This window comes from Longibacter salinarum, assembly GCF_002554795.1.
GTDB lineage: Bacteria > Bacteroidota > Rhodothermia > Rhodothermales > Salinibacteraceae > Longibacter > Longibacter salinarum.
This window is the reverse complement of the sequence record NZ_PDEQ01000008.1, coordinates 67,682-88,628: the sequence shown is the minus strand read 5'-3', so window position 1 is coordinate 88,628 and position 20,947 is coordinate 67,682. Positions and strand designations below refer to the sequence as shown.

18 protein-coding genes and 1 pseudogene are annotated in these 20,947 nt (G+C 60.4%); 10 read left to right on the top strand and 9 right to left on the bottom strand.

Annotated features, from left to right (window positions below; translation table 11 throughout):
• The first annotated feature begins 177 nt into the window (after positions 1-177).
• Together miaB and CRI94_RS14685 are read left to right on the top strand one after the other, a co-directional pair.
• Complete coding sequence (gene miaB / locus CRI94_RS14690) at positions 178-1,677, top strand: tRNA (N6-isopentenyl adenosine(37)-C2)-methylthiotransferase MiaB (RefSeq protein WP_098077455.1); 1,500 nt, start codon at positions 178-180, stop codon at positions 1,675-1,677.
• Between the two features lie 171 nt (positions 1,678-1,848).
• The gene (locus CRI94_RS14685; protein ID WP_179862338.1) at positions 1,849-2,904 is read left to right on the top strand and encodes an Acg family FMN-binding oxidoreductase; all 1,056 of its coding nucleotides are present in this window, start codon (positions 1,849-1,851) and stop codon (positions 2,902-2,904) included.
• Positions 2,905-2,920: 16 nt separating this feature from the next.
• Here the strand turns inward: CRI94_RS14685 and CRI94_RS14680 are convergent, their stop codons facing one another.
• Entirely contained in the window at positions 2,921-3,670 is a 750-nt protein-coding gene (locus CRI94_RS14680; RefSeq protein WP_098077697.1) for a pirin family protein, read from the bottom strand.
• A 275-nt stretch (positions 3,671-3,945) separates the two neighbouring features.
• Between CRI94_RS14680 and CRI94_RS14675 the strand changes: the two genes are divergently transcribed.
• The 5 genes from CRI94_RS14675 to CRI94_RS14655 all read left to right on the top strand — a co-directional run bounded on the left by CRI94_RS14675 (position 3,946) and on the right by CRI94_RS14655 (position 8,437).
• The gene (locus CRI94_RS14675; protein WP_179862337.1) at positions 3,946-4,509 is read left to right on the top strand and encodes a DUF3124 domain-containing protein; all 564 of its coding nucleotides are present in this window, start codon (positions 3,946-3,948) and stop codon (positions 4,507-4,509) included.
• Positions 4,510-4,689: 180 nt separating this feature from the next.
• Positions 4,690-5,052 carry a DUF4286 family protein gene (locus tag CRI94_RS14670; RefSeq protein WP_098077444.1) on the top strand — a complete coding sequence of 121 codons (363 nt, stop codon included), beginning with the start codon at positions 4,690-4,692 and terminating at the stop codon, positions 5,050-5,052.
• 56 nt (positions 5,053-5,108) lie between these two features.
• Positions 5,109-5,915, top strand: coding sequence for a nucleotidyltransferase domain-containing protein (locus CRI94_RS14665; protein ID WP_179862336.1), 807 nt, complete (start codon positions 5,109-5,111; stop codon positions 5,913-5,915).
• Between the two features lie 207 nt (positions 5,916-6,122).
• Entirely contained in the window at positions 6,123-7,571 is a 1,449-nt protein-coding gene (locus CRI94_RS14660) for a sigma-54 interaction domain-containing protein (RefSeq protein WP_245846210.1), read from the top strand.
• Between the two features lie 395 nt (positions 7,572-7,966).
• On the top strand, positions 7,967-8,437 hold the full coding sequence (locus CRI94_RS14655; protein ID WP_098077438.1) for an LptE family protein: 471 nt from the start codon (positions 7,967-7,969) through the stop codon (positions 8,435-8,437).
• Between the two features lie 575 nt (positions 8,438-9,012).
• Here the strand turns inward: CRI94_RS14655 and CRI94_RS14650 are convergent.
• Positions 9,013-9,348, bottom strand: a complete 336-nt coding sequence (locus CRI94_RS14650; RefSeq protein ID WP_098077435.1) for a transposase — start codon at positions 9,346-9,348, stop codon at positions 9,013-9,015.
• Entirely contained in the window at positions 9,335-10,393 is a 1,059-nt protein-coding gene (locus tag CRI94_RS14645) for an SDR family oxidoreductase (protein WP_098077431.1), read from the bottom strand. Before CRI94_RS14645 ends, CRI94_RS14650 begins: the two co-directional genes overlap by 14 nt.
• A 270-nt stretch (positions 10,394-10,663) precedes the next feature.
• Here CRI94_RS14645 and CRI94_RS14640 point away from each other — a divergent pair, with 270 nt between their 5' ends.
• Positions 10,664-12,511 carry an ABC1 kinase family protein gene (locus tag CRI94_RS14640; protein WP_098077428.1) on the top strand — a complete coding sequence of 616 codons (1,848 nt, stop codon included), beginning with the start codon at positions 10,664-10,666 and terminating at the stop codon, positions 12,509-12,511.
• A 49-nt stretch (positions 12,512-12,560) separates the two neighbouring features.
• Here the strand turns inward: CRI94_RS14640 and CRI94_RS14635 are convergent, their stop codons facing one another.
• The 3 genes and pseudogenes from CRI94_RS14635 to CRI94_RS18180 form a co-directional block, all read right to left on the bottom strand.
• Positions 12,561-14,261 carry a T9SS type A sorting domain-containing protein gene (locus tag CRI94_RS14635; protein ID WP_098077426.1) on the bottom strand — a complete coding sequence of 567 codons (1,701 nt, stop codon included), beginning with the start codon at positions 14,259-14,261 and terminating at the stop codon, positions 12,561-12,563.
• Between the two features lie 51 nt (positions 14,262-14,312).
• Complete coding sequence (locus CRI94_RS18100; protein ID WP_179862342.1) at positions 14,313-14,816, bottom strand: tail fiber protein; 504 nt, start codon at positions 14,814-14,816, stop codon at positions 14,313-14,315.
• 237 nt (positions 14,817-15,053) lie between these two features.
• Positions 15,054-15,335, bottom strand: a pseudogene (locus CRI94_RS18180) (DUF6916 family protein); the annotation flags it as partial.
• Positions 15,336-15,722: 387 nt separating this feature from the next.
• Here CRI94_RS18180 and CRI94_RS14625 point away from each other — a divergent pair.
• Positions 15,723-17,057 carry a 1-acyl-sn-glycerol-3-phosphate acyltransferase gene (locus CRI94_RS14625; RefSeq protein WP_098077423.1) on the top strand — a complete coding sequence of 445 codons (1,335 nt, stop codon included), beginning with the start codon at positions 15,723-15,725 and terminating at the stop codon, positions 17,055-17,057.
• A 136-nt stretch (positions 17,058-17,193) separates the two neighbouring features.
• On the opposite strand, the gene CRI94_RS14620 is transcribed toward CRI94_RS14625, so the two are convergent.
• The 3 genes from CRI94_RS14620 to CRI94_RS14610 form a co-directional block, all read right to left on the bottom strand.
• On the bottom strand, positions 17,194-18,456 hold the full coding sequence (locus CRI94_RS14620; protein ID WP_098077421.1) for a patatin-like phospholipase family protein: 1,263 nt from the start codon (positions 18,454-18,456) through the stop codon (positions 17,194-17,196).
• A 316-nt stretch (positions 18,457-18,772) separates the two neighbouring features.
• Positions 18,773-19,186, bottom strand: a complete 414-nt coding sequence (locus CRI94_RS14615) for a phasin family protein (RefSeq protein ID WP_098077419.1) — start codon at positions 19,184-19,186, stop codon at positions 18,773-18,775.
• A gap of 69 nt (positions 19,187-19,255) precedes the next feature.
• Positions 19,256-19,774, bottom strand: coding sequence for a polyhydroxyalkanoate synthesis regulator DNA-binding domain-containing protein (locus tag CRI94_RS14610; RefSeq protein ID WP_098077417.1), 519 nt, complete (start codon positions 19,772-19,774; stop codon positions 19,256-19,258).
• Positions 19,775-20,038: 264 nt separating this feature from the next.
• Between CRI94_RS14610 and CRI94_RS14605 the strand changes: the two genes are divergently transcribed.
• Positions 20,039-20,548 (top strand): GbsR/MarR family transcriptional regulator, encoded by a 510-nt coding sequence (locus tag CRI94_RS14605; protein WP_098077413.1) that lies wholly within the window; start codon positions 20,039-20,041, stop codon positions 20,546-20,548.
• The last annotated feature ends 399 nt before the right edge of the window (positions 20,549-20,947 follow it).

Below are 20,947 nucleotides of genomic sequence, written 5' to 3'. Positions count from 1 at the left end.
CTCGCACGATAAACACAGGAGGTGCGATAATTCGAGGGAGACGCGAACCCAACCCGTATGCAAACGTTGTCTTTGGTTGCACGTGAAGACGTATCTGGCGCCCTCGTCCCCACGGGAGAGGGAAATCACTGGCGCTGGACCTGCGTCTCGATCTACCACACCTAGCCGTACCGCGTCATGCAGCCCATTTCTGACATTCAGATCCTCGACAATGACCTGAAGCGCGAGCGAGCCAAGGAGAAGGGGGTCGACCCCGAGGAGCTCGATCGACCGAAGTCTGGCTATCAGGAAATCGACGGCGCCCGGTCCGTCTTTATTGAGACATATGGGTGCCAGATGAACGTGTCGGATTCCGAGATCGTCGCGTCGGTGCTCCGAGAAAACGGATATGGCTTGACGACGGAGGAGAGTGAGGCGGATGTCGTTTTGATTAACACCTGTGCGATTCGGGAAAACGCCGAGCAAAAGGTGCGAAAGCGCCTAAGCATGCTGCGGGCCGACAAGCGGGACCGTGGGCGCGACCTGACGCTCGGTGTGCTGGGCTGCATGGCCGAACGACTGCGGGAAAAACTGCTGGAGCAGGAGAAGCTCGTGGACCTCGTCGTCGGCCCGGACGCCTACCGGGACCTGCCGCGTCTTCTTAATGAGGCGGACGAGAGTGGGCAGGCGGCCGTGAACGTGCAGCTTTCGAAGGAGGAGACGTATGCGGACCTCGCCCCCGTGCGTTACGACAGCAACGGCCTCAGCGCCTTCGTCACGATTATGCGCGGGTGCGACAACATGTGCTCCTTCTGCGTCGTGCCGTTTACCCGCGGTCGCGAGCGGAGCCGCCCGGTGTCGAGCATCTTGCGCGAAGTGCAGCAGCTCGTCGACGAGGGCTACAAGGAGGTGACCGTCCTCGGGCAAAACGTGAACTCGTATCACTACACGGACGATGACGGCACGGACGTGAGTTTTGCCGAGCTGCTCGACCGCGTGAGTCGCGTCTCTCCCGAGCTTCGCGTTCGCTACTCCACCAGCCACCCGAAGGACTGCTCAGACGATCTGCTTCGCGTGCACCGCGACCGGCCGAACGTCTGCAACTATATCCACCTTCCGGTGCAGCACGGCAACACGGAGGTGCTCGATCGGATGCGTCGGACGTACACCCGCGAGGAGTACCTCGATCTGATCGACCGCGCACGCAGCATCTGCCCCGGCATCTCCTTTTCGTCCGACATCATCGCCGGGTTCTGCGGTGAGACGGAGGATCAGCACCGCGACACGCTGACGCTGATGGAGGAGGTGCGCTACGACCACGCCTTCACGTTCAAGTACAGCGAGCGGCCGCAGACCTACGCGCACCGGAAGTACGAGGACGACGTGCCGGAGGAGGTGAAGCAGCGGCGCCTGGAGGAAATCATCACGCTGCAGCGTCAGCACGCGGCGGAGAGCAACAAGCAGGAAATCGGGAAAGTCCACACGGTGCTGATCGAGGGGCCGAGCAAGAAGAGCGACGAGGAGTTCTTCGGCCGCACGGACACGAACAAGGGTGTGGTCTTCCCCCGAGAGGACTACGAGAAAGGACAGTATGTTCGCGTCCGCATCGACGACTGCACATCCTCGACCCTTCTCGGCACAGCGCTGGAGACGACGACACTCGCCGAGGCGGCTGAAACGGATACGATCGTGGCGTAGAGCAGCTAGAATGCGGGGGAGAAGCCTACGCGAGAACGCGGCGTTCCCCGACATCCCTGTACGGGGCGTCCGGTGAACACGTCCGGGGAGATACGGCGATCTTAATGTCCAACGCTGGGACGCAGCATGCGACCCGGCCCGCTGCAGCCATTGGACCGCCGCCCCGTTGCCATGACCGTATCCACGCTTGCCCCCGCCGACCCCTGGGCCGTCTCGGAGTATGATTTTCCCGCGACCGAGCCCATCGCCGTCCAGACCCGCTTCCTGTTGAACTGGGCCATTCTCGCGCCCTCCAGCCACAACACGCAGCCCTGGCAGTTTGCCGTGGACGGGTCCCGCATTCACGTTTTCGCCGACCCGTCGCGCTGGCTACGTTACGCGGACCCCGATCGCCGCGAGCTGTTCGTAAGCATCGGCTGTGCGATCGAGAATATTCTTGTCGCTGCCGCCTATCTGGACTTCGAGGTGACCGTCCACTGGGCGCCCGATCTGTCGTCGCATGCGTCTACGACGGGAGAAGATCTGATCCGCGTCGCGACGTTGCACGTGGATGCCGATGGCTCTGCCGATGTGGATCGTGCCGAGCTGTTTCCCGCTATCGTGGATCGGCACACCAACCATGAGCCGTACGAAGACCGTCCGGTGCCAGACGGGGTCTTGTCCACACTCGAGTGGTACGCCGGCGACGACATGCGCCTGTGGATGACCGACGATGAGAGCATTCGGGCGAGCGTCTACGCGATGATGGCGCGGGCCAACGCCATGCAGTTTGTGGATCGAGAATGGCGTGAGGAGTTAGCCGAGTGCATCGGCGAGGGCGCCTTCGGCACGCCGTGGCTGATGTCCAAGATCGGGCAGCTAGCCGTGACCTATCTCGACCTCAGCGACTCCACCACGGCGAAGGATCGCGAGCGACTGGATTCGGCGCCGGTACTCGCCGCTCTTGCTACGCATGCCGACACGCCGAAAGCACAGGTCCGCGCCGGGCAGGCGCTTGAGCGCATCTGGCTTGCGGCCACACTCCGGGGACTGCAGCTTCAGCCCATGAACCAGCTGCTGCAGATTCCGGTGCTGAAGAATGACCTGCGGTTGCTCCTCCCCGACCCGGCGATGCACCCGCAGATCACGTTCCGCCTCGGATACGGCGAGCCCGAGCGGTCCCATACGCCGCGGCGATCGCTGGACGAGGTCATGATCGAGCCGAAGGCTTCGCAAATGCCGGCATAATCTTGAGGTGCACGTTCTACTGCCAGATCCGCGGGACGTCCATGCGCACGTCGAATAGCAGGACCTCGCTGTCGGCACCGAACGTGATGTCGATCGGGCCGTCGGCATCTGTTACGCCGACGCCGTCGCCCGTGTGCAGCGTTTTTCCAACCAAGGAGAGCTCGCCGTCGACTACTTGAATCCACACGCCGCGTCCGGCATTGAGCTGGTGCGTGACCGCGTCGCCCTCGGAAAAGAGGCCGGCGTAGATGAAGGCGTCGGTATTGACGGGCAGACTGTCGTCGCGTCCGTCGGGCGAAATGTACAGTCGGAATTGTCCTTGCCGCTCGTCCGTGGAAAATGTCTTTTGTCCGAAGTCGAACTCGGTGCCTGTCCGATCGGGGATGAGCCACATCTGGTAGTTGTGCTCAACGTTGTCGTGGCGATTCTCCTCCGAGTGGATCATTCCGCGGCTGCCCGCACTGATGCGCTGCATTCCACCGGCGGTGATCTCGGCTTTGTGCCCGAAGTTGTCCTCGTGCGTGAGGACGCCGGAGGAGACGTACGTGACGATCTCCACGTCGCGGTGTGGGTGTGCACTGAATCCCTCATGCGGCTGGATGTGGTTCTCCACCATGACGCGAAGCGGCCCGAAGCGCATCCAGTCGGGATCGTTGTAGTTCGCGAAGGAGAACGTCATCCAGTTGTCCGTCCAGCCGAAGTCCTCGAAACCACGATCTTCGCTGCGGCGGATTCGAAGAGTGGGGCGCGTTGACGCGGTGCTCATAGCGGTATCACCAATGCTCATCCGGATTGTTGCCTGTCTCGTGTTGCAACACGTATTAGTTGAAAAGGATCGGGGCCGTTGAAAAGAGACAACTGTACCGTTACGTGATGCATTAGCGTTCTGAAATCGGAACAGGGTCGAATCATCCGAATGGTACCTCTTACTTGTCGCGCTTCTCCTTGGGCGCACTTTTCTTCGCAAAACGTACGCGTCTCATGATGGCACCCCGGTTTGCGTCTGCAGCAATCGGTTTCTGCAAGACACGCCGAACGAACATGGCGTTCTGCCCGCTTGGAGTCATTCTCTGTCTTGCCTTCATTGGGTTTGCCGGATGTGCTCAGCCCGACGAGCCTACCCCTGATTCATTTGCCGGTGAAACGCCAGCGTCGCAACTCGAGCCGGCTGCTCCTCCCGATACAGCGGTTGCTCTAACGGAGGTGAACATGTCGCGGGGGCAGACGCTCTACGTGCCGATCTACTCGCACATCCATTTCAAGAACCAGGATCGCACGATTAACCTTGCGGCGACCGTGAGCATTCGCAACACCGACCCGGATCGGGCGATCGTCCTCTCAAAGATCGAATACATCGACAACAGTGGGCAATTCGTTCGGCGCTACCTCGACGGGCCTCGCCGCCTCGACCCGCTCGCGTCGACCTCCGTGGTAATCGAAGAAACCGATGCCGCGGGAGGCCTCGGCGCCAACTTCATCATCGACTGGAGTGCACCTCAGCCGGTTCATGCGCCCATCGTTGAGTCCATCATGATTAGTTCGCAGTCGTCACTCGGCATCTCGTTCACAAGCCCAGCGCGCGTACTCAGTGAGCGGTCGGAATAAGCGATACGTGCGTGAGGATCGCTCGGTAATGCTCATCGTGGAGGAGGTCAGAAGCGAGAGAAGGTTGGGGAACGCAAACTCTGAATGACGATCTCCGCGGAAGTCGCTTCGTACGGATCTACCGAGTGAGGCTTCCATTGCAGACGTGAACGCACTTTTCCACAGACCAGGGACTGCTACATGTTTTTCTACGAAGTCAATCTGACCGTGACGTCCGATGTGATCAACGAGTACGCTGCATGGCTACGCGAGCACGTGCGGGAGATGCTCGAGATTGATGGCTTCGAGGCGGCGGCCTGGTATGAGCGGAGCGACGACGCGTCCACGATTCCGGACGGCGACGATGTGCAGGGTACGCGCCGCTGGACGATCCAGTATCAGGTGCGCGATCGTGATGCGCTACAGTCCTATTTCGACAACCAGGCCGAGTCCATGCGAGCGGCTGGTGAGAAGTATGCCGACGATGTGGAGGTGAGTCGCCGAATTCTGGAGCAGCGCAGCGTATTCCACGGGAAGCGTGGTGAAGACACGGGCCCGATGTAAACGGGCACTTCTCGCTCGGCTCGTTCCGTCTCCGCTCACTTCATATGGTCACATCCGTGCCGTCTCTCTCAGATTCCGTCCGTGCCGAAGTGAAAGGGCGCCTGGACAGGTTCGAGTCCCGTCACGATGTGCGGGTGCTGTATGCGTGTGAGTCGGGGAGTCGGGCGTGGGGCTTCGCTTCGCCGGATTCCGATTACGATGTTCGCGTCGTCTACGTTCACCCCCGCGACTGGTATCTGTCGATCGACCTGGAGCGTCGCGACGATGCGATCGACCCGGAGATTGAGGACGCGTCGGTTGGGGAGATCGATATCCACGCCTGGGATCTGCGCAAGGCGCTGCGGCTCTTCCGGAAGAGCAACCCATCGCTGATCGAGTGGCTTCAGTCTCCTCTCGTATACCGAGAAGACGCCGCCGTGATGACGCGGTGGCGCGATCTGCTCCTGGAGTACTATCGCCCGAAGGCTGCCGGGTACCATTATCTTAGCATGGCCCGGACGAACGTGGATCGGTATCTTCGCGATGCGGACACCGTGCCCCTCAAAAAGTACCTCTACGTTCTGCGACCGCTCCTCGCCATCCGCTGGATCGGGGCGGACCGTGGGCCCGTGCCGGTCGAGTTTGCTCGCCTTGTGGACGCGTGCGTGGAGGATGAAGATCTTCGCCATGCGATCGACGACCTGCTGGAAGAGAAGCGTGCAGCGGGTGAGATGGCATCGGCTGCGCCAATTCCCGAACTTCAGGATTTCGCGTTCAGTGAGCTTGAGCGACTCCAAAACACCGATTTTGCGGGTCGGTCGTCCCGGGCGGGAATCGAACCGCTGAACCGGCTCTTTCGCGATGTGCTTGACGGTTCTGGCTGAGGGTTCAAGACGATCTGAGATGCAACAACCAGGCTTCGCCCGTTCATTGACCAGGCTTCGCCTGTTCATTCACGGCATCGTCAACGCACAGGCGTGTGGGTCGGGATCTTGACCGGGGACTTTGGGTGTCATATGGCCCGTGACATTGTGGCAGGGCACGCTGTTGGCGTGACCCGATCGCCCGTCGCGCATCGATGAAGTACGCGAATGGATCTCTCCGTTATGGACCGCGACTCAATTCAGGAACGATTTGGCATTGTCGGCACGTCCGACGCCATCAAAAATGTGATCGATCGGGCTCGCCAGGTGGCGAAAACGGAGATCACGGTCTTACTCCAGGGTGAAAGCGGGGTCGGGAAAGAGCTGATCGCCGATGTGCTCCACGAACTCAGCATGCGGCGGCACGAGCCCATGGTCGTCGTGAACTGTGGGGCGATCCCTGAGGGGCTGATCGAGAGCGAGCTGTTCGGCGCGGAAAAAGGAGCGTACACTGGTGCGGTTCAAAAGCGGGTTGGCTACTTCGAGGAGGCCGACGGGTCGACCATTTTTCTGGACGAGATCGGCGAAATGCCGCAGGAGGCGCAGGTGCGTCTGCTGCGCGTGCTGGAAACCGGCAAGTTCAGCCGCGTGGGGTCATCACAGCAGATTCAGTCGGACGTGCGAGTGGTGGCGGCGACCAACAAGAACCTGATGCAGGAGGTGAAGCAGGGACGCTTTCGAAAGGATCTCTACTACCGTCTGAGCACCGTTCTGATCGACATCCCGCCCCTCCGCGACCGGAAGGAGGATGTCATGCCCATTTTCGAAACCTTCCTCCACCGATTTGCCACGGAGTACAACTCGCCGATGAAGAAGCTGACGGACGACGCCAAGGATCTGCTGGTCGATTACGACTGGCCGGGTAACGTCCGCGAGCTGCGTAACGTCGCCGAGCAGGTTGTCGTGCTGCTCCGAAACGACGAGGTCACGATCGAGGACATTCGTCCGCTGTTGCGGGATCTGGACGAGTTTCGTGGAACGGGCATGGGGGCGTCATCAACCAGTCTCATGCGCGTCGAGCCCGAACGGGACCGTTCCGGTGGTGGGCAGCAGCGGGGGCAGGCCTCGCAGGGCGGCGGCTCGGACATCCGCGAGCGAGAGCTGCTCTACCGCGCCATCCTTGAGATGCGCATGGAGATGAGCGAGATGAAGGACCAAATCCGGACGCTGGTCTCGAACATCGGCGTCGTCGTCCCGCGCGATGTGGTGGAGCGGAGCGACTTTCCCGGGGCGTATGACGACTTCGTGGTCGTCCGCGATTCCAACATCACGGATCGAGACGCGACCAGCGGCGCAGGGACCGGAGGCTTCTCGAGTGACACCGAGTCGCGGATCAAGGATGTTGCCTACGAGGTGGACGATAGCCCGAGAGGAGAGCCAGATCGGTCGGGGGAAACCATCGGGCGCCGGGAAACGGAGACGAATGGATCGGGCGAGCCTGCGGAAGAGAGAAGCGTGGAGCCTGAGGATATTCCGACCCTGGAGCAGGCGGAGCGCGATCTCATCACGCAAGCCTTAAAGCGCTTCGACGGCAATCGGCGCAAGACCTCACGTGCTCTCGGAATCAGTGAGCGAACGCTCTACCGCAAGCTGAAGGACATCGACGAAGACCTCTAGATGAGTTCGAAGTGCTAAGTTCGAAGTGCTAAGTTGGAAGTGCGAAATGTGCAGGGAAATACTATAGTCGAAGTGCGAAGGTCGAAGTGCGAAGGTCGAAGTGCGAAGGTCGAAGTGCGAAGGTCGAAGTGCGAAGGTCGAAGTGCGAAGGTCGAAGTGCGAAGGTCGAAGTGCGAAGGTCGAAATGCGGAATTCGAAATGCGAAGTGTGGTATGCGAAATGATCCTCCGCCTGCGTTTCCTTACTCGGATCCGTACCTTCGTTTGAGCCGGGCGTTCACATGACCGGTCGCCCTGAATTCCCCCATGAGTCCCCGAATCGTACCTGTGTCTCGCGTGTTCAATTACCGCCGACCGACGTTTCTGTTGGCGGTCCTTCTAACTTCCGTTCTCTGGATGTCCGGGTGCAGCTTTTACGGCTTTCAGGCCGGCAGCATCCCGTCGAACCTCAATACGATCGCCGTGCCGCTGGTGCAGGACAACAGCATCAGTCCGGTGACGACGCTGGATCGTGAGCTGACCCGGTTCTTTACCGATCGCTTCGTGAATCGCACGCGCCTGCGCTTGACGAACAACGAGGCGGATGCTGATGCGCTCTTGAGTGCGACCATCACTGGATATAGCAGCGAGCCGACGACGGTTGGCGACGACGACCGCGCCAACGCCAACCAGGTCCGAATTCGCGTGTCGGTGCAGTACATGGATCAGACGAAGCAGCCGCCGGAAGCGATGATCGAGCGCGAGTTCAGCGCCTCCTCCAACTACGATCCGGTGACCCAGGGCGTGGACGGCGAGGAGGCGGCAGCCCGTGACGCTCTGGAGCAAATCGCCGATGACGTCTTCAGCGCCGCAACCTCAAACTGGTAGGTTTGTGGGGGGTGGGGTTTGAGATGTGAGGTGTGAGGGATGAGGGAAGTGTGAGAGGGGGAGAGGGTGAATGGGGGAAAGGGTGAATGGGAGAGAGGGGGAATGGGAGAGAGGGGGAAAGGAGTTGGGAGAATGGGTGAGGGGCGCCCTGCGCTTCTTGAGGCTGTCTCCGTCGTTCACGCGGAGCACCGTTCTGGCAATAGCCATACGTCGATGCCTGCGTCCATGCAGTGCTGAGAAGCCCACGTCTGGCTTCGGCCTCCACCGTGTACGACAGGCATCTGCGGCAGGCAGATTGATCGTTAGACTGAACCGGGATTGTCTGCCAGGTATGGCTTCAGACGTCACCGCCTAGCGCAGCTCAGATGCCGGTTTCGACTAGGGATCCGCGTGGTAAGGGTGGCATCTGTTCGAGCGTGTCTCGAAGTCGACCGATGGCGCCGCGCGTAGAAGCCGCTTCGGCTGAGGCCGAGCACGCGGCACATCGTCGCCACAGGAAACGTGGGCTAGTGCGCGGCTATGAATCGGAAGACCGATCCGGCACGTGCCGGGTCTCCCTCGCGACAGGCGATGCGTCATCGCCATAACGCCGTGGCCTTTGCCAGGATCTCTCGCTCTGTCTTGAGCGTCTGGTTCTCGCGGCGCAGGCGCCGGAGCTCCGCTCGTTCATCGGTGGTCATGGGGCCGCTTGGCGTTGGCCCCTCCGCGTCCACCCGGGCCTGCTTGACCCAGTGGTTGATCGTCCAGCGCGAGGGTTCAAACTCACGGGCGAGGTCGGCAATGGAGCGGCCGCTCTCCGCAAGGGCCACAATCTGAGCCCGAAAGCACACCCACACTCCCGCTCCCCCTTTCCCACACCCCAAACCCCACACCCCAAACCCCACACCCCAAACCCCACTAATACATTGCATCGCTGCGGAGCTCGGCGTGCTTTTGCATAAAGTCGACCATGTTGGGGGCGTACTCCGGGAGCCGCGGGCAGCGAATTCCGCTTCCCTTGAGTGCGTTTTCCACGTCTGACGTATCGTAGTGAACGGGGTGGTCGAAGTAGTCGATTAGCTCCGGGGAGATGCCAAGAAAGCGTCCGACGCCGGTGCTCATCAGGGCGCGTGCGACGGCTGGCGGGATGGGCACGTATGCGACCTTCATGTCGAGGAGCTCCGTAAATGTCTCCATCACGCCCTGCGTCGTCAGCGGGTTCGGGTCCGTGAGGTGGAACGTCTTGCCGATGTTCTCCTCCTGATTCTGGAGGTAGGTCATGGCATCGATGACATAGTCCACCGGTACCAGGTTGACCTCGCGCGTGCCACTTCCGATGCGCGTCATCAGCGTCACGGGCGGAAGCTTCTGGAGCGCCTTCAGGATAAAGTAGGGGCCGTCGAACTTGGCCGTTTCTCCGGTCTCCGAGTCGCCGACGACGACGGCCGGGCGGAATATGATCGTTGGTACCGCGTCCATTCGACCCTGCACGATGACCTCGGCGTGGTACTTCGTCTCCTCGTAGAAATTTTTGAAGCCCGTGTCGTGCACCAGTTCGTCCTCGCGAACAACGCCTGTGCGCTTGCCCGACACGTAGGCCGTGCTGATGTAGCCAAACACCTCGAGGTCAGGGGCCTGCTCGAGGAAATCGACGACATGCCGCGTGCCGTCCACGTTTACTTTCCAGCCAATCTCACGGGGAATCGATAGATCGTAGACCGCAGCCAGGTGGAAGGCCCGGGTCACCTGTTCGGCCAGCTCGTCGTGCCGGGTGCCGAGGCCGAGATCCGGTTCGGTGATATCACCATGGACAAGTTCGGCCCGGTCCGTGAGGCCGAGGTCTTGCAGTACGCCTCGGGCCTGCGCGTCGAACTTGGGCTGGATTAGGAGGAGAAACGAGCTCTCTGGGTGTTGTTCGGCCAATGCTCGAACGAAGCGGGTGCCCAGGAAGCCGGGGAAGCCAGTCAGGAAGATCATGGGTCGACGGCGTACGGAGAGAGGCAATGATTCGAAGGGATCGTTAAAGTAAGCGCTTCCGGGCGCCGGTGCAAGACATTTCCCTGAAAAAATTAACGGTGTTAACCACGGGCGGTGTCGTATCCTCTAAATAGCGTGGATTTGCATTCTGACGGTCCACTCCGCTTCTTACCGACGAAGAACCAACAAAGGAGATTGGCGGTTGAGAATGAACCGACGGTCCCGGTAGGATTGCTTCCGGCGCTTTTCCTTTTCCCTGTCGAACTTCGGATGGCCGACGCCCACTCTACATCTCGATCGACGTCGCAGGCGTCCCCGCCAAACGGGGATGCGTCTGGAGAGTCGACATCCGAAGAGGGAATCCCGCCGGCCCTTCGAGAGCCGATTTCGGGTGACGGCGTGGGGGAGACATCTGATACGCTGCCGGTCGAGCATGAGCCGCGATCGTCATCCAAAAAGAAGTCACCGCTTGCCGACTTCGACCCGTTAGCGCCCTATCGTGGGGCGATCCGGCGATTTTTTACGGTCTATCGCCACGTGGCGGGCCTGCTCATGGGCGGGCATTTGGCGTACGTCCGGTCGCTTCCGGATCGGCAGAAGAAGCGGTTGCGCTCGCCCGGACGGCGTCTGCTGGCATTTCTGCTGCGCCCGCTCGTGAAGCGCGACCTGCGCGACAAACCGTTTCCAGTGCAACTACGGCGGCGGCTGGAGATTCTCGGCCCGACGTTTACCAAGCTCGGGCAGATCATGGCGATCCGTGAGGATCTGCTTCCCGACGCGATTACGCGGGAGCTGGAGAGCCTGATGGATCACCTGCCTGCGATTCCTTTCGAGCAGGTGCAGGCCATCATCGAGCGGGACCTCGAGACGCCGGTCGATCTGCTTTTCGAGTCTATCGACCCCGAACCGATCGGGTCGGCGTCCATCGCTCAGGCGCACCGCGCGGTGACGCGAGGCGGCGACGAGGTGGTGGTGAAGGTGATCAAGCCCGGCATCCGCGACGTCATCACGTCCGACCTGAAGCTGCTCGAGTTTTTCGGCGTCTTCCTGCAGTGGATCCTGCCGCGGTACCAACCCTCGCAGATTATCGAGGAGTTTAGCTCCTATACCCGGCGCGAGGTCGACTACACCTACGAGGCGGATAATGCGGAGGTCTTCGCGGCGAACTTCCAGGACATGCCGGGCATCGTGTTTCCCGATATCTACCGGAGTCTGAGCTCGGATGACGTCCTGACGATGGAGTTTCTGGAAGGCATTCGTCCGGGCTCTGCGGCCTCGCTTGCATTGAGCGAAGAGGAGCGGCAGCGGGTCATCGACCTGGGGGCGGCGTCCATCATCCGGATGCTCTACGACGACGGGTTCTTCCATGCCGATCTGCATGCGGGCAACCTGATGATCATGCCGGGCGAGCGACCGAAGGATCTCAAGATCGGGTTTATCGATCTCGGGATGGTGGGACGTTTCAATTCGAAGCTGAAGCGCCGGATGCTATATTACTATTACGCTCTCGTGCGTGGGGACGTGGAAAATGCCTCGCGTCACCTGCTTAGCATGGCGCGCATCGGCGAAGGCGGGGACCCGCAGGGATTCCAGCGCGCGGTGGCGGATATGGCCCGCCATTTCCTGATGCGGAGCAAGCAGGGCGAAATCAGTTTCGCGCAGGTGATCCTGCAGTCCTTAAGCCTCGGCGGGCGGTATCACGTCTTCTTTCCTGTCGAAATGACCCTTATGGTGAAAGCCCTCGTCACGTTCGAGGGCGTCGGGCGCACGCTCGACCCGGATCTCGATGTCGTGGCCGTCTCACGCCGCCACGTTCAGGACATCTTCCGTGACCGGTTCGACCCGCGAGCTCTCGGGCGGGAGCTCGTGAGCAACGCGCCGGAATTTGTCGACGCCGTGATGCAGCTCCCTCAGTTGATGTCGCAGGGCGTGTCCTTCGCAGAGGAGCGTATGAGCACCCGCCTGTCAACGGACGACCCAATTGCGGGTCTTCGAAGTGGCATAATCGCAGGCTCGTGCATCGTCGGCGGGGTCGTCGCCGTCGTTCAGGGCGGACCGCTGTGGCTCTCGATTCCACTCTTCATTATCGGCGGCCTCCTGGCGCTCTTCGCCCGGTAGTGCTCGAAGCCGATTTCCAGCGGGCACACGATCCGTGAACGGCAACCGGTCAGCGGACGACGACGAATCGCTCGGTGCGTGTCTGACCCTCAGACTGGAGTCGGACGAAGTAGAGACCGCTCGCCAGACCGTCTGTGCGAATCGTGACGGACTCGCGGCCCACCACGTCTGCTTCGAACAACGTGCGGACGTTTCGTCCCATTACGTCAAAGAGCTGAAGCGTGACGCGCCGGGCGTCCGGGGTGCCGAATTCGATGGTGGTGGATTCGCGCACCGGGTTTGGGTAGGCGGGACGAAGCGTGAGCTGCTTGAGTGCGTCAGGGCGGATCCGGATTTCGTCAGACAGGGCCGTGGTGCCGTCAATGTCGATCTGTCGCAGCCGGTATGTAATCCAGTTGGCGTCGAACGGGATTGCAGAATCGGTGAACCGGTAGTTCTGGGGGGTGCTCGTAGTGCCGGCACCGCGGACGTGTTGTAGCGTCGTCCACATGCCGGATTGAGCATTCGACGTCGTGCTAATGCGTCGTTGCACGTCGAAGCCGGCATTGTTGGTTTCAGACAACGTTTCCCAGGTAAGCTGAACCGCGTCTCCGTCCATCTGGCCGTTGAAGCGGGCGAGTTCGACGGGGATAACGCCCTGGCCCGTTCGCTCGATGAAACGGAGTGCGTCATTCTCACCAAAGGTGATGTCGATGTCGTCATCGACCACCGGATTCACGTTCACCGGAAGAGTCGTTGCGAATACCTGAAGGGCTGGTGTGACGCCGTCGAACGGGTTGCTCGTCCCCGTCTGAGCCGTGTACGTTCCCGCTCCGTCGCCTGCGTAAAAGGTTTGGCTGGTGCCCTCGTAGGCGAGCAGGTCCAGCGACCCGTCCAGGTTAAAGTCGCCCGTGGTGATCGCGACGCTATTCTGTGTGGCGTCAACGGCCACGTTGTCGAGCGGAAAGGCGGCGCCGCTCCGGTCCGCGTATGTCGAGCCGTCCGTGTTCTCCATGTAGATCCACGCGGCGGTCCCGCTGGCTGAGCCGTCCCGCGAGGCGAGGTCCACATCCCCGTCGCCGTCGAAGTCCCGAACGAGCGTCGTGGTGTTCGTCCAGAAGGCCTGAGCGATCCCATCGAATGGGTTCGACGCGCCGGTCTGCTCTGTGAAGGTGCCGCTCCCGTCATTCTCGTAGTACCGTTCCGTAGAGCCGTCGAAGACCAGGAGGTCGATGTCATCGTCCGTGTCGAAGTCTCCAAACACGGCATCCACAGATGTCTGGTTACCCGAGACCTGGATGCCGTCGAATGGATTGTTCGTGCCCGTCTGGTCGGTGTACGTTGATCCGTCCGTGTTCTCGATGAAAGCGAACGTGCCCGTCGCCGGTCGGAAGTCAACGATGTCGGTGTCGGTGTCTCCGTCCACATCTCCTACGAAGGTCCGACCGCGTGTGCCGAAAACGAGGGCGACGCCGTCGAATGGGTTTTGAGCGCCGGTCTGCTCGGTGAACGTGGCCGTTCCATCGTTCTGGTAAAAGCGTTCACTCGAGCCGTCGTAGGCGAGCAGGTCGATGTCGCCGTCGGAGTCGAAGTCTCCCGCGACGGCGTCCAGCGCGTTTGCCGAGGAGAGGGCGGTGATGCCGTCGAATGGATTATTCGTACCGGTCTGTTCTGCGTACTGTGCGGATGCGTTCGGACCGCAACAGAGGGTGAAAAGAGCCGCAAGACAAACGATCCGTCTGCAGTAGGTGATAAGTAGCGTCGACAACATGGATAACGGCAGATAGGGAAAGAGAACGATGGAAGTGATCGCCTATAGCCGTTAGTTGCGGGACGGGAAAATGCCCGTGAGCGCGATGACGTAGCGAATCACGGCGAAGGGCGGCATGTTGTTGTGGGACTGCGACCCGCCGACAGCCGCGCTATTCACGTCCATCGTTCCGTTGGTTGCGTTGGTGCTGTAGATCGGCTGCGTGCCGCGTGAGTTCGGTTGGGCACCGAGCGCGTTTCCGTCGGGGGAGGTGGCATCTCCTTCTGCGGATGTGACGGGGAGCGACGCCGGGTGGCTGTGGTTCGGGATTTGCGCGGCTGCGAGCGTCTCGGTTTCCGTGCCGCCACTCTGGCCTTGATTTCGCGAGGTGAGACCGGGGCCCTGTCCGGCGTGAATCGGCACGCGACCACGCAGATCGGGCACTGCAAAGGTTGTCCGACCGTCGCCGCCGTAGATGGTGCCGAGAATGGAAAAGAGCGCGGTGTTCTGCGAAATCGCCAGAAGCTGTCCATCGCAGTTGGCCCAGTTTCGAGGGGCGAAGTTGCCGCCGAACATTCCAATGCCTCCGATGAGGGGCTCGTAAGCCAGAGGGGCACCGGAGACTCCGGCGGATCGTTCCGTTGGTCGCGCCTGTGCCGAATCGCTACCGAAGAGCCCGGTGATGATTCCCCCGCCGGCCGCTGCTGCAGCCATTCGTGAGAAGAACCCTCGCCGCGACGACGTTTCCTGTAAGGCGGAAGATTCTACAACTTCTTTCGTTTCCGCCGCCACGGCCCGATTGAAAACCGCCTCGTACTCCCAGGTCTCGGGGTTGCCGTGATTCGCCCACGTCGGGTTCAGGCACAGGTCGAACGGGCCGAGAGCATCATGCTCCACACGGTAGACGCCGCTTGGTAAGCTCCCGGGCCCGGTCAGGATGAGGGAGAAGCTTTCGTAGCCCTCCTGCTGGCTTGAGGCCGGCTGCACGTCTGCAATTCGCAGAACGACAGGGGCGTCGTCGGTTGTCACCGAGAGGGAAGAGCCGGTCGATTGGGATAGAGCGGACAGCGAGGGGGCGGCAATCAGTTCGCGCATGAAATCGAGACGTGAGGGGAGAGCTTGGGTTGGGCGGTCAGAGAAGGTAGTGGATCTCACCCTTAAGTCGGCCTTTATTCTTGCTTGAGGTGGAAAGAACCGGGAGATAGGTGCTCATTTCAGCCTCAGGATGATCGTCGGGGGCGCCAAAACTACATTGAACGCGCTTGGATGGGTCAACAGCCTCTCATCTTGTGATGGTGTTACGAGTTGTTGTTTTCGCGCCCCGCAATCAGTGCGTCGGGTGATTAGCGTATCGACGATCCCATCGCACATGATGGATGCGTGGGCCATAGTTGGCATCCGCCCGTGCTGTCACGTAGGTTGCTATGAACCCGGCGCTGCCCATTTCATCTCTCGGACTGTTCGCCAGACGTCCTCCGTGCTATGGATCGATCACGCTCTTCTCGTGACGACTCGACCGACAACCGGACAGCCGTTGATGGTCCGGCAGCGTCGCATTCGGGTCGCTCATCGGCGACTCGTTCAGAAGAACGTGCCTCCGGCGATGCGCACCAGGCGAGTTCGCATCAGACGAGGACGTCACGACGCAGCGGTCGGCATTCGGCACCGCATGACCCCATCGACTGGGACTATCTGTACCGGCTGGCCGACGACGGGCCGATGTACGATATCATTGACCACTACTTCCGTGCGCGGCTGATCGGGCAGGAGAAGCTGCCTTCAGACGGACCGATCGTCGTTGCACCGAATCACAGTGGCAATGCCTTTCCTCACGACGCCATCGTGCTCGACGCGTTGATGTGGCGCGAAGACGGACTAACAAAGGAGAGCAAGTTTCGATCGGTGTACACGCCCGAGCTGGCGGCGACGTGGTGGATGCGGCCTTTCGACATGGATAACTGGTGGCGCCGCGTGGGCGGGGTCGACATGACCGTTGGCAACTTCGATCGTCTTCTGGACCGCGGCGATCGGTTGATTTATTATCCGGAGGGCGTACCGGGTATCGCGAAAGGCTTTCTCCGGCGGTATCAGCTTCAGCCCTTCTCGCGGAGTTTCGTTCTAATGGCCGCGCGGCACGACGCACCGGTATATCCCGTCAGCATCGTCAATGCGGAGTGGGTCAACCCGGCCAGTATCACGTTTGACGCGCTCGACCGCCTGTCGCGAAAGTATCTCGGGGTTCCGTTCGTTCCGCTTCCGATTGCACCGATCGCAGCCCTGCTGCCCTTTGCCTTTTACCTGGCGTTTCCCTGCCAGATGACATTCGTCATCCAGGACCCGATTAACGTCCGCAAGATGCTTCGTGACGCCGGATGCACGGATTTAGAGGACCCGGATCGTCGCGAACTGGCCCGCGTGGCGGAGCAGGTACGCAGACGGAGCCAGTCGATGCTGGACGATGCGGTCGATGAGCACGGAGAAAAGCCGTATGATCTATCCGATCTTCTGCGTCATCTTCGTCACCTCGGGAAGCGGGCCTTCGGGGCCACTCCATTTGGATGGCCGGTTTCCTACGGACATCACGAGCGAAACGTCCGGCGAACAGAGGAAGCCCATGGCTGGCGTGGTCTAATGAAAGACCTGGATCTTGCGTCGTGGTACGTGCCCCTGGGCTGGTTGGCGGTTGCCCTGCTTCGAGAAATACGGCGTCCGCCATGCGGGTATCGCGGTCTATCCGAGTCGGAGCGCCGGGCGATGGAGGGGTCGTATCGTTGGTCGCTTAAGGATGACCCGCTTCCGGACCGCTCCTTTTCCTGATGCGATTCAGTCGGCTGAGGTTGGGCGACCGTGATGCCCGCGCGTAGCTCACGATGGTCGTGATGAGGGGGCAACAAAAAAGCCGGCCACGAACGTGTGACCGGCAGACAATCGGCGCCAGAGAAAGGGGGCACGTTCAGGCTGCAGCCTGAATCTGATCGATCATTGCGTCCAGGCGGTCGAGCACGCGCCCGGTTTCCCGGAATACCTCCTTCGGTGAGTTCGCGTCGCCGTTGAGGGAGCCGGAAGGCAGGGCGCCGGGTTCCGGGTCGAAGACCGACCGTGATTCATCCTCAAGGCGCTCCACGTTGAGGCGAAGTCCGTGGCGTTCGAGCTTCGCGGCAATCTCATCGGCTCGACGGAGGAGGTGCTGGCGCGTCGCCTGGTAGGCGTGCTCGCACACGTCGTGGCGATTTTGGAAGCTGAAGATGTTCGAGAAGAACAGGCTGGTGTCATCGCACTCGGGCTCGATCAAAATGAGGTCCGCGTCCGGGTGCGTGTGCTCGTACTTCTTGAAGCCGGTCTGCTTGCGCGAGTCCACGATCGCGCGGAACGTTTGTGACAGAACCGATGGGAGGCCATGGTCGACGAGCGTGCTTCCGTCGCGCTTCAACAGGCGATCGGCATGCTGCTCAAGTTGCACGTTCACCGGGACGATCGGATTGATGCAGAAGAGCAGTTCGGCTCCGGCATCCAGGGCGACGCTGGCGTGGACGGTGCGTCGTGCAACGCCATCGATATAGTACTGGCCATCGATTTCGACCGGGCAGTAGAGCCCGGGGAGGGCCGTTGAAGCCTGAATCGCTTTGGAGATCGGCACATGATCAAGCCCCGGCTCGCCAAATACTGCGATGCGGGCCGAGTCGAGGTGCATCGTCACCACGAAAAGCTTCGCTCGAAGCTCCCGGAAGTCGTTCGTGCGGCCACCTTCTGAGAAGGCACGCTCCAAGAATTCGCCCAGTCCAGAGTTGTCGAAGATGCCGGTTGGGACGAGCGAGCCAAGGGTAGACACGAGCCCGAGTAGCGATAAGTCGCCCGGGTTACATGCGTAATGTTTGAGCGTGTTAAGGAGAGCTCCCGGCAGTTTCTTGATGCGTCCGGCGTACTCGCTGAGTGCCGGTCGAAAGAGGACCTCGGGCTCGACGTTCAGGGAAGGGTCCGACGCAGCCGAGACGATGGCGCGGGTAAGTTCGTGTGTGGGGACGCCGTTCGCCAGGAACGAGCCGATCAGTGCGCCGGAGCTGACGCCGACGTACATGTCGAGTTCGTGGAGCGAAGCGCCATCGACGGCCTCATCGAGCGCGCGCAACGCACCGACCTCATAAATAGCCCCCTCAACGACGCCGCCGGCGCAGGCGAGACCGATTCGGGGAGAGTTGGACGTTCCGTTGCTTCTCATGCGGTCAACCTCTTAGAATCTCCATTGAAGGCAATGCGCCGTATCCATTTGTAATGAAAGCGGTTCCAGCCGACGTTCCGTTCTAACTCGCTGGATGCCCGATCAGGGACGAATCGGTTAAAAGCACCTCATCAAGACAGGTTTACTTCCGTGAGGCGCAGGTGCGTTCCATCGATGGATTACAAAATTGAGCGCATTGGCGCGAAATCGTATACGCTTGGATACATCCGCCAGTTGCAAAAAGGGTTCCAGAGAAAGTGTAGGAGCGCAGGTGGGCCGGGACGAGGCGTCGTCCCGGCCGCCTGCATCGTTTCGATTAGGCTTTCTTCTTGGTCTTCGTCCCGTCTCGGAGCGTTTTCGTGAGTTTGTCGACTTTGTCGTTCAGGTTGCTCACCTGCTTCGTAAGCTTATCGACCTCCGATCGGGTGGCGACGCCGAAGCGGTCGAGCGCACGGTCCACCGTGTTGAAGATGTATTCCCGCGCTTCTTCACCGGCGCGTTCGACATCAGAAAGGGCTTCGTCACGTTGTTTGGACGCTTTGCTTATCGCGTCCTCAATTTGCTTGCGGCCTTTCTCTTCAAAGCCTTTTCCCCGCTCCACAAGCGAGTTAAACGCTTTGGTTCCTTCTTCTTCAACCGTGGCGAGGGCACCGAGGCCAGCGAGCCAGACGTCGCGTCCGCGGCGGGTGAGTTCGTCCTGCAGGTTCGAGTTTTTCGCTTTGGTACTCATGGTAGGATGGGATGTGATGGTACGGATCGGATGTGAAGTGGGAGACACCTGATGGCGGTGAGTCCATCGTTACGGCTCTACATGCTCCGGATCATCCTCTGCGGAATCGTCCGTCGTTGACATGGACGAACGGTTTGCATCGGACGGATCGGCGGCCGTTTCGCGCTCCTCAAGGTCCCCGAGGATGGTGGAGAGTTGTTGCTCCAGCGAACGTAACTGACCGCGGAGCTCCTCCAGCTCTTCCGCGTGGGGACCCTGCACGAGGCGACGAAGGCGCCCAAATGAGCTCTGTACGAGATCATCCACCGTGGAGCGAAGTTGCTCAAAGCCGACATCGATCGCTTCCTCACTTCGGCGCAACAACTGGTGGAGGATATCGGACGGAATGGCGTGCGTGCCGCGTTTTCCTTCCTCTAAAATGATCTGCGTGAGTGTCTGCGCGGTCAGGTCTCGCCCTGTCGCATTGTCGACAACGCGCACGGTATCGCCGCTTCGCACCAGGGCGGCGATGTCACTGAGAGAGACGTACTCGCTCGCCTCCGTGTCGTAGAGCTTTCGGTTTTCGTACCGCTTGATGAGTCGCGCCATGAAAGGCTTCCCTTTTGGTGAAATAACGCATCGCGTCATTGTCTATCGTTTATGACGCACTGCGTAATTTATTGATCCCAAAGACGGTCGCAGAAATGAAAATAGGCCGTGTTAGCCATGAGAAGGCGCATTTTTGTCATGCGCGCAACTATCGACGGGGGCTAAGTGTTGTCGTGTGCGCACCGGTTAGGCGCGGATCGTCGAGACGGACGCGGTTTCCACCGGGGTGACGGACCTCTGTTTTTCTTCTTCTTGCCCACCTCCATGAGTCACGATCGCTCGCTGACCCCCGCCGAAAACGACCTGATCGAGGAATTCGGCAACATCTACGAGTCATATGGACTGAAGCGCCTCCAGGGTCTTATTGTTGGACTTCTTCTCACCCAGGACGAGCCGGTGTCGCTCGACGATATGGTCGAGCTGCTCGGTCACTCAAAAGGTCCGATCTCGATTGCCGTGCGCCGAATCGACGACATCGGCCTGGCGCGGAAGGTCAATGGTCCCGTGAACCGACGCAATTACTATATTGCGCACCCGGACCTCTTCCTGAACAACTTTAAGTTCAACATGGCGACGGTCCAGAAAAACCGGGAACTGGCCGAGCGTTTTCTCTCGCGGATTCGCGCTGAGGGTCCATCCGGGCGGGAGGAGACGATCCGCAATCTGGAGCACATGAAGGCGTTTTATCAGCTGATGGAGTCGTTCTACCAGGACTTCTCAGATCGGTGGACGGAGATTAAAGAAAAGCGACTTGAGGAGGAGCGAGCGGCGTAGGGTTCAGAGTTCACGGTTCAGAGTTCACGGTTCAGAGTTCACGGTTCAGAGTTCAGAGTTCAGGGTTCAAGGTTCAGGGTTCGGCGGGTTGCCGAATGACCTGAAGGGAATGCCGACGGAGATATTAAACCAAATAGCGTCGCACGGCCGTGCGACGCTTGATTCCTTCGAAGGGGGAAGGCGGTCCGACCATCGAAGTGAACCAGAAAAGAAAAGTCAGGATGGTCTTTCTGGTGTTACCGATGTTGCCGAGACCACGAGGTTCAGGGATTGTGGTACGTGGGCTGGCTTCTTCTTCTCTGTGGGAAATGTTGATGCTTCCTTGACATTCTCGGAAGCGCTTTCTATCGTCCGTGTAACGTTTGGTAAATTCAAAACGATCAAAACAGGCCCGAGCTG

Coding starts and splice junctions, on each gene's coding strand:
- CRI94_RS14655 (WP_098077438.1), top strand. CDS start 7,967: ATGTCCGGGTGCAGCTTTTACGGCTTTCAGGCCGGCAGCATCCCGTCG.
- CRI94_RS14635 (WP_098077426.1), bottom strand. CDS start 14,261: ATGTTGTCGACGCTACTTATCACCTACTGCAGACGGATCGTTTGTCTT.
- CRI94_RS14610 (WP_098077417.1), bottom strand. CDS start 19,774: ATGGCGCGACTCATCAAGCGGTACGAAAACCGAAAGCTCTACGACACG.
- miaB (WP_098077455.1), top strand. CDS start 178: ATGCAGCCCATTTCTGACATTCAGATCCTCGACAATGACCTGAAGCGC.
- CRI94_RS14685 (WP_179862338.1), top strand. CDS start 1,849: ATGACCGTATCCACGCTTGCCCCCGCCGACCCCTGGGCCGTCTCGGAG.
- CRI94_RS14650 (WP_098077435.1), bottom strand. CDS start 9,348: ATGCAATGTATTAGTGGGGTTTGGGGTGTGGGGTTTGGGGTGTGGGGT.
- CRI94_RS18100 (WP_179862342.1), bottom strand. CDS start 14,816: ATGTTCGGCGGCAACTTCGCCCCTCGAAACTGGGCCAACTGCGATGGA.
- CRI94_RS14670 (WP_098077444.1), top strand. CDS start 4,690: ATGTTTTTCTACGAAGTCAATCTGACCGTGACGTCCGATGTGATCAAC.
- CRI94_RS14625 (WP_098077423.1), top strand. CDS start 15,723: ATGGATCGATCACGCTCTTCTCGTGACGACTCGACCGACAACCGGACA.
- CRI94_RS14605 (WP_098077413.1), top strand. CDS start 20,039: ATGAGTCACGATCGCTCGCTGACCCCCGCCGAAAACGACCTGATCGAG.
- CRI94_RS14680 (WP_098077697.1), bottom strand. CDS start 3,670: ATGAGCACCGCGTCAACGCGCCCCACTCTTCGAATCCGCCGCAGCGAA.
- CRI94_RS14645 (WP_098077431.1), bottom strand. CDS start 10,393: ATGATCTTCCTGACTGGCTTCCCCGGCTTCCTGGGCACCCGCTTCGTT.
- CRI94_RS14620 (WP_098077421.1), bottom strand. CDS start 18,456: ATGAGAAGCAACGGAACGTCCAACTCTCCCCGAATCGGTCTCGCCTGC.
- CRI94_RS14615 (WP_098077419.1), bottom strand. CDS start 19,186: ATGAGTACCAAAGCGAAAAACTCGAACCTGCAGGACGAACTCACCCGC.
- CRI94_RS14660 (WP_245846210.1), top strand. CDS start 6,123: ATGGATCTCTCCGTTATGGACCGCGACTCAATTCAGGAACGATTTGGC.
- CRI94_RS14640 (WP_098077428.1), top strand. CDS start 10,664: ATGGCCGACGCCCACTCTACATCTCGATCGACGTCGCAGGCGTCCCCG.
- CRI94_RS14675 (WP_179862337.1), top strand. CDS start 3,946: ATGGCGTTCTGCCCGCTTGGAGTCATTCTCTGTCTTGCCTTCATTGGG.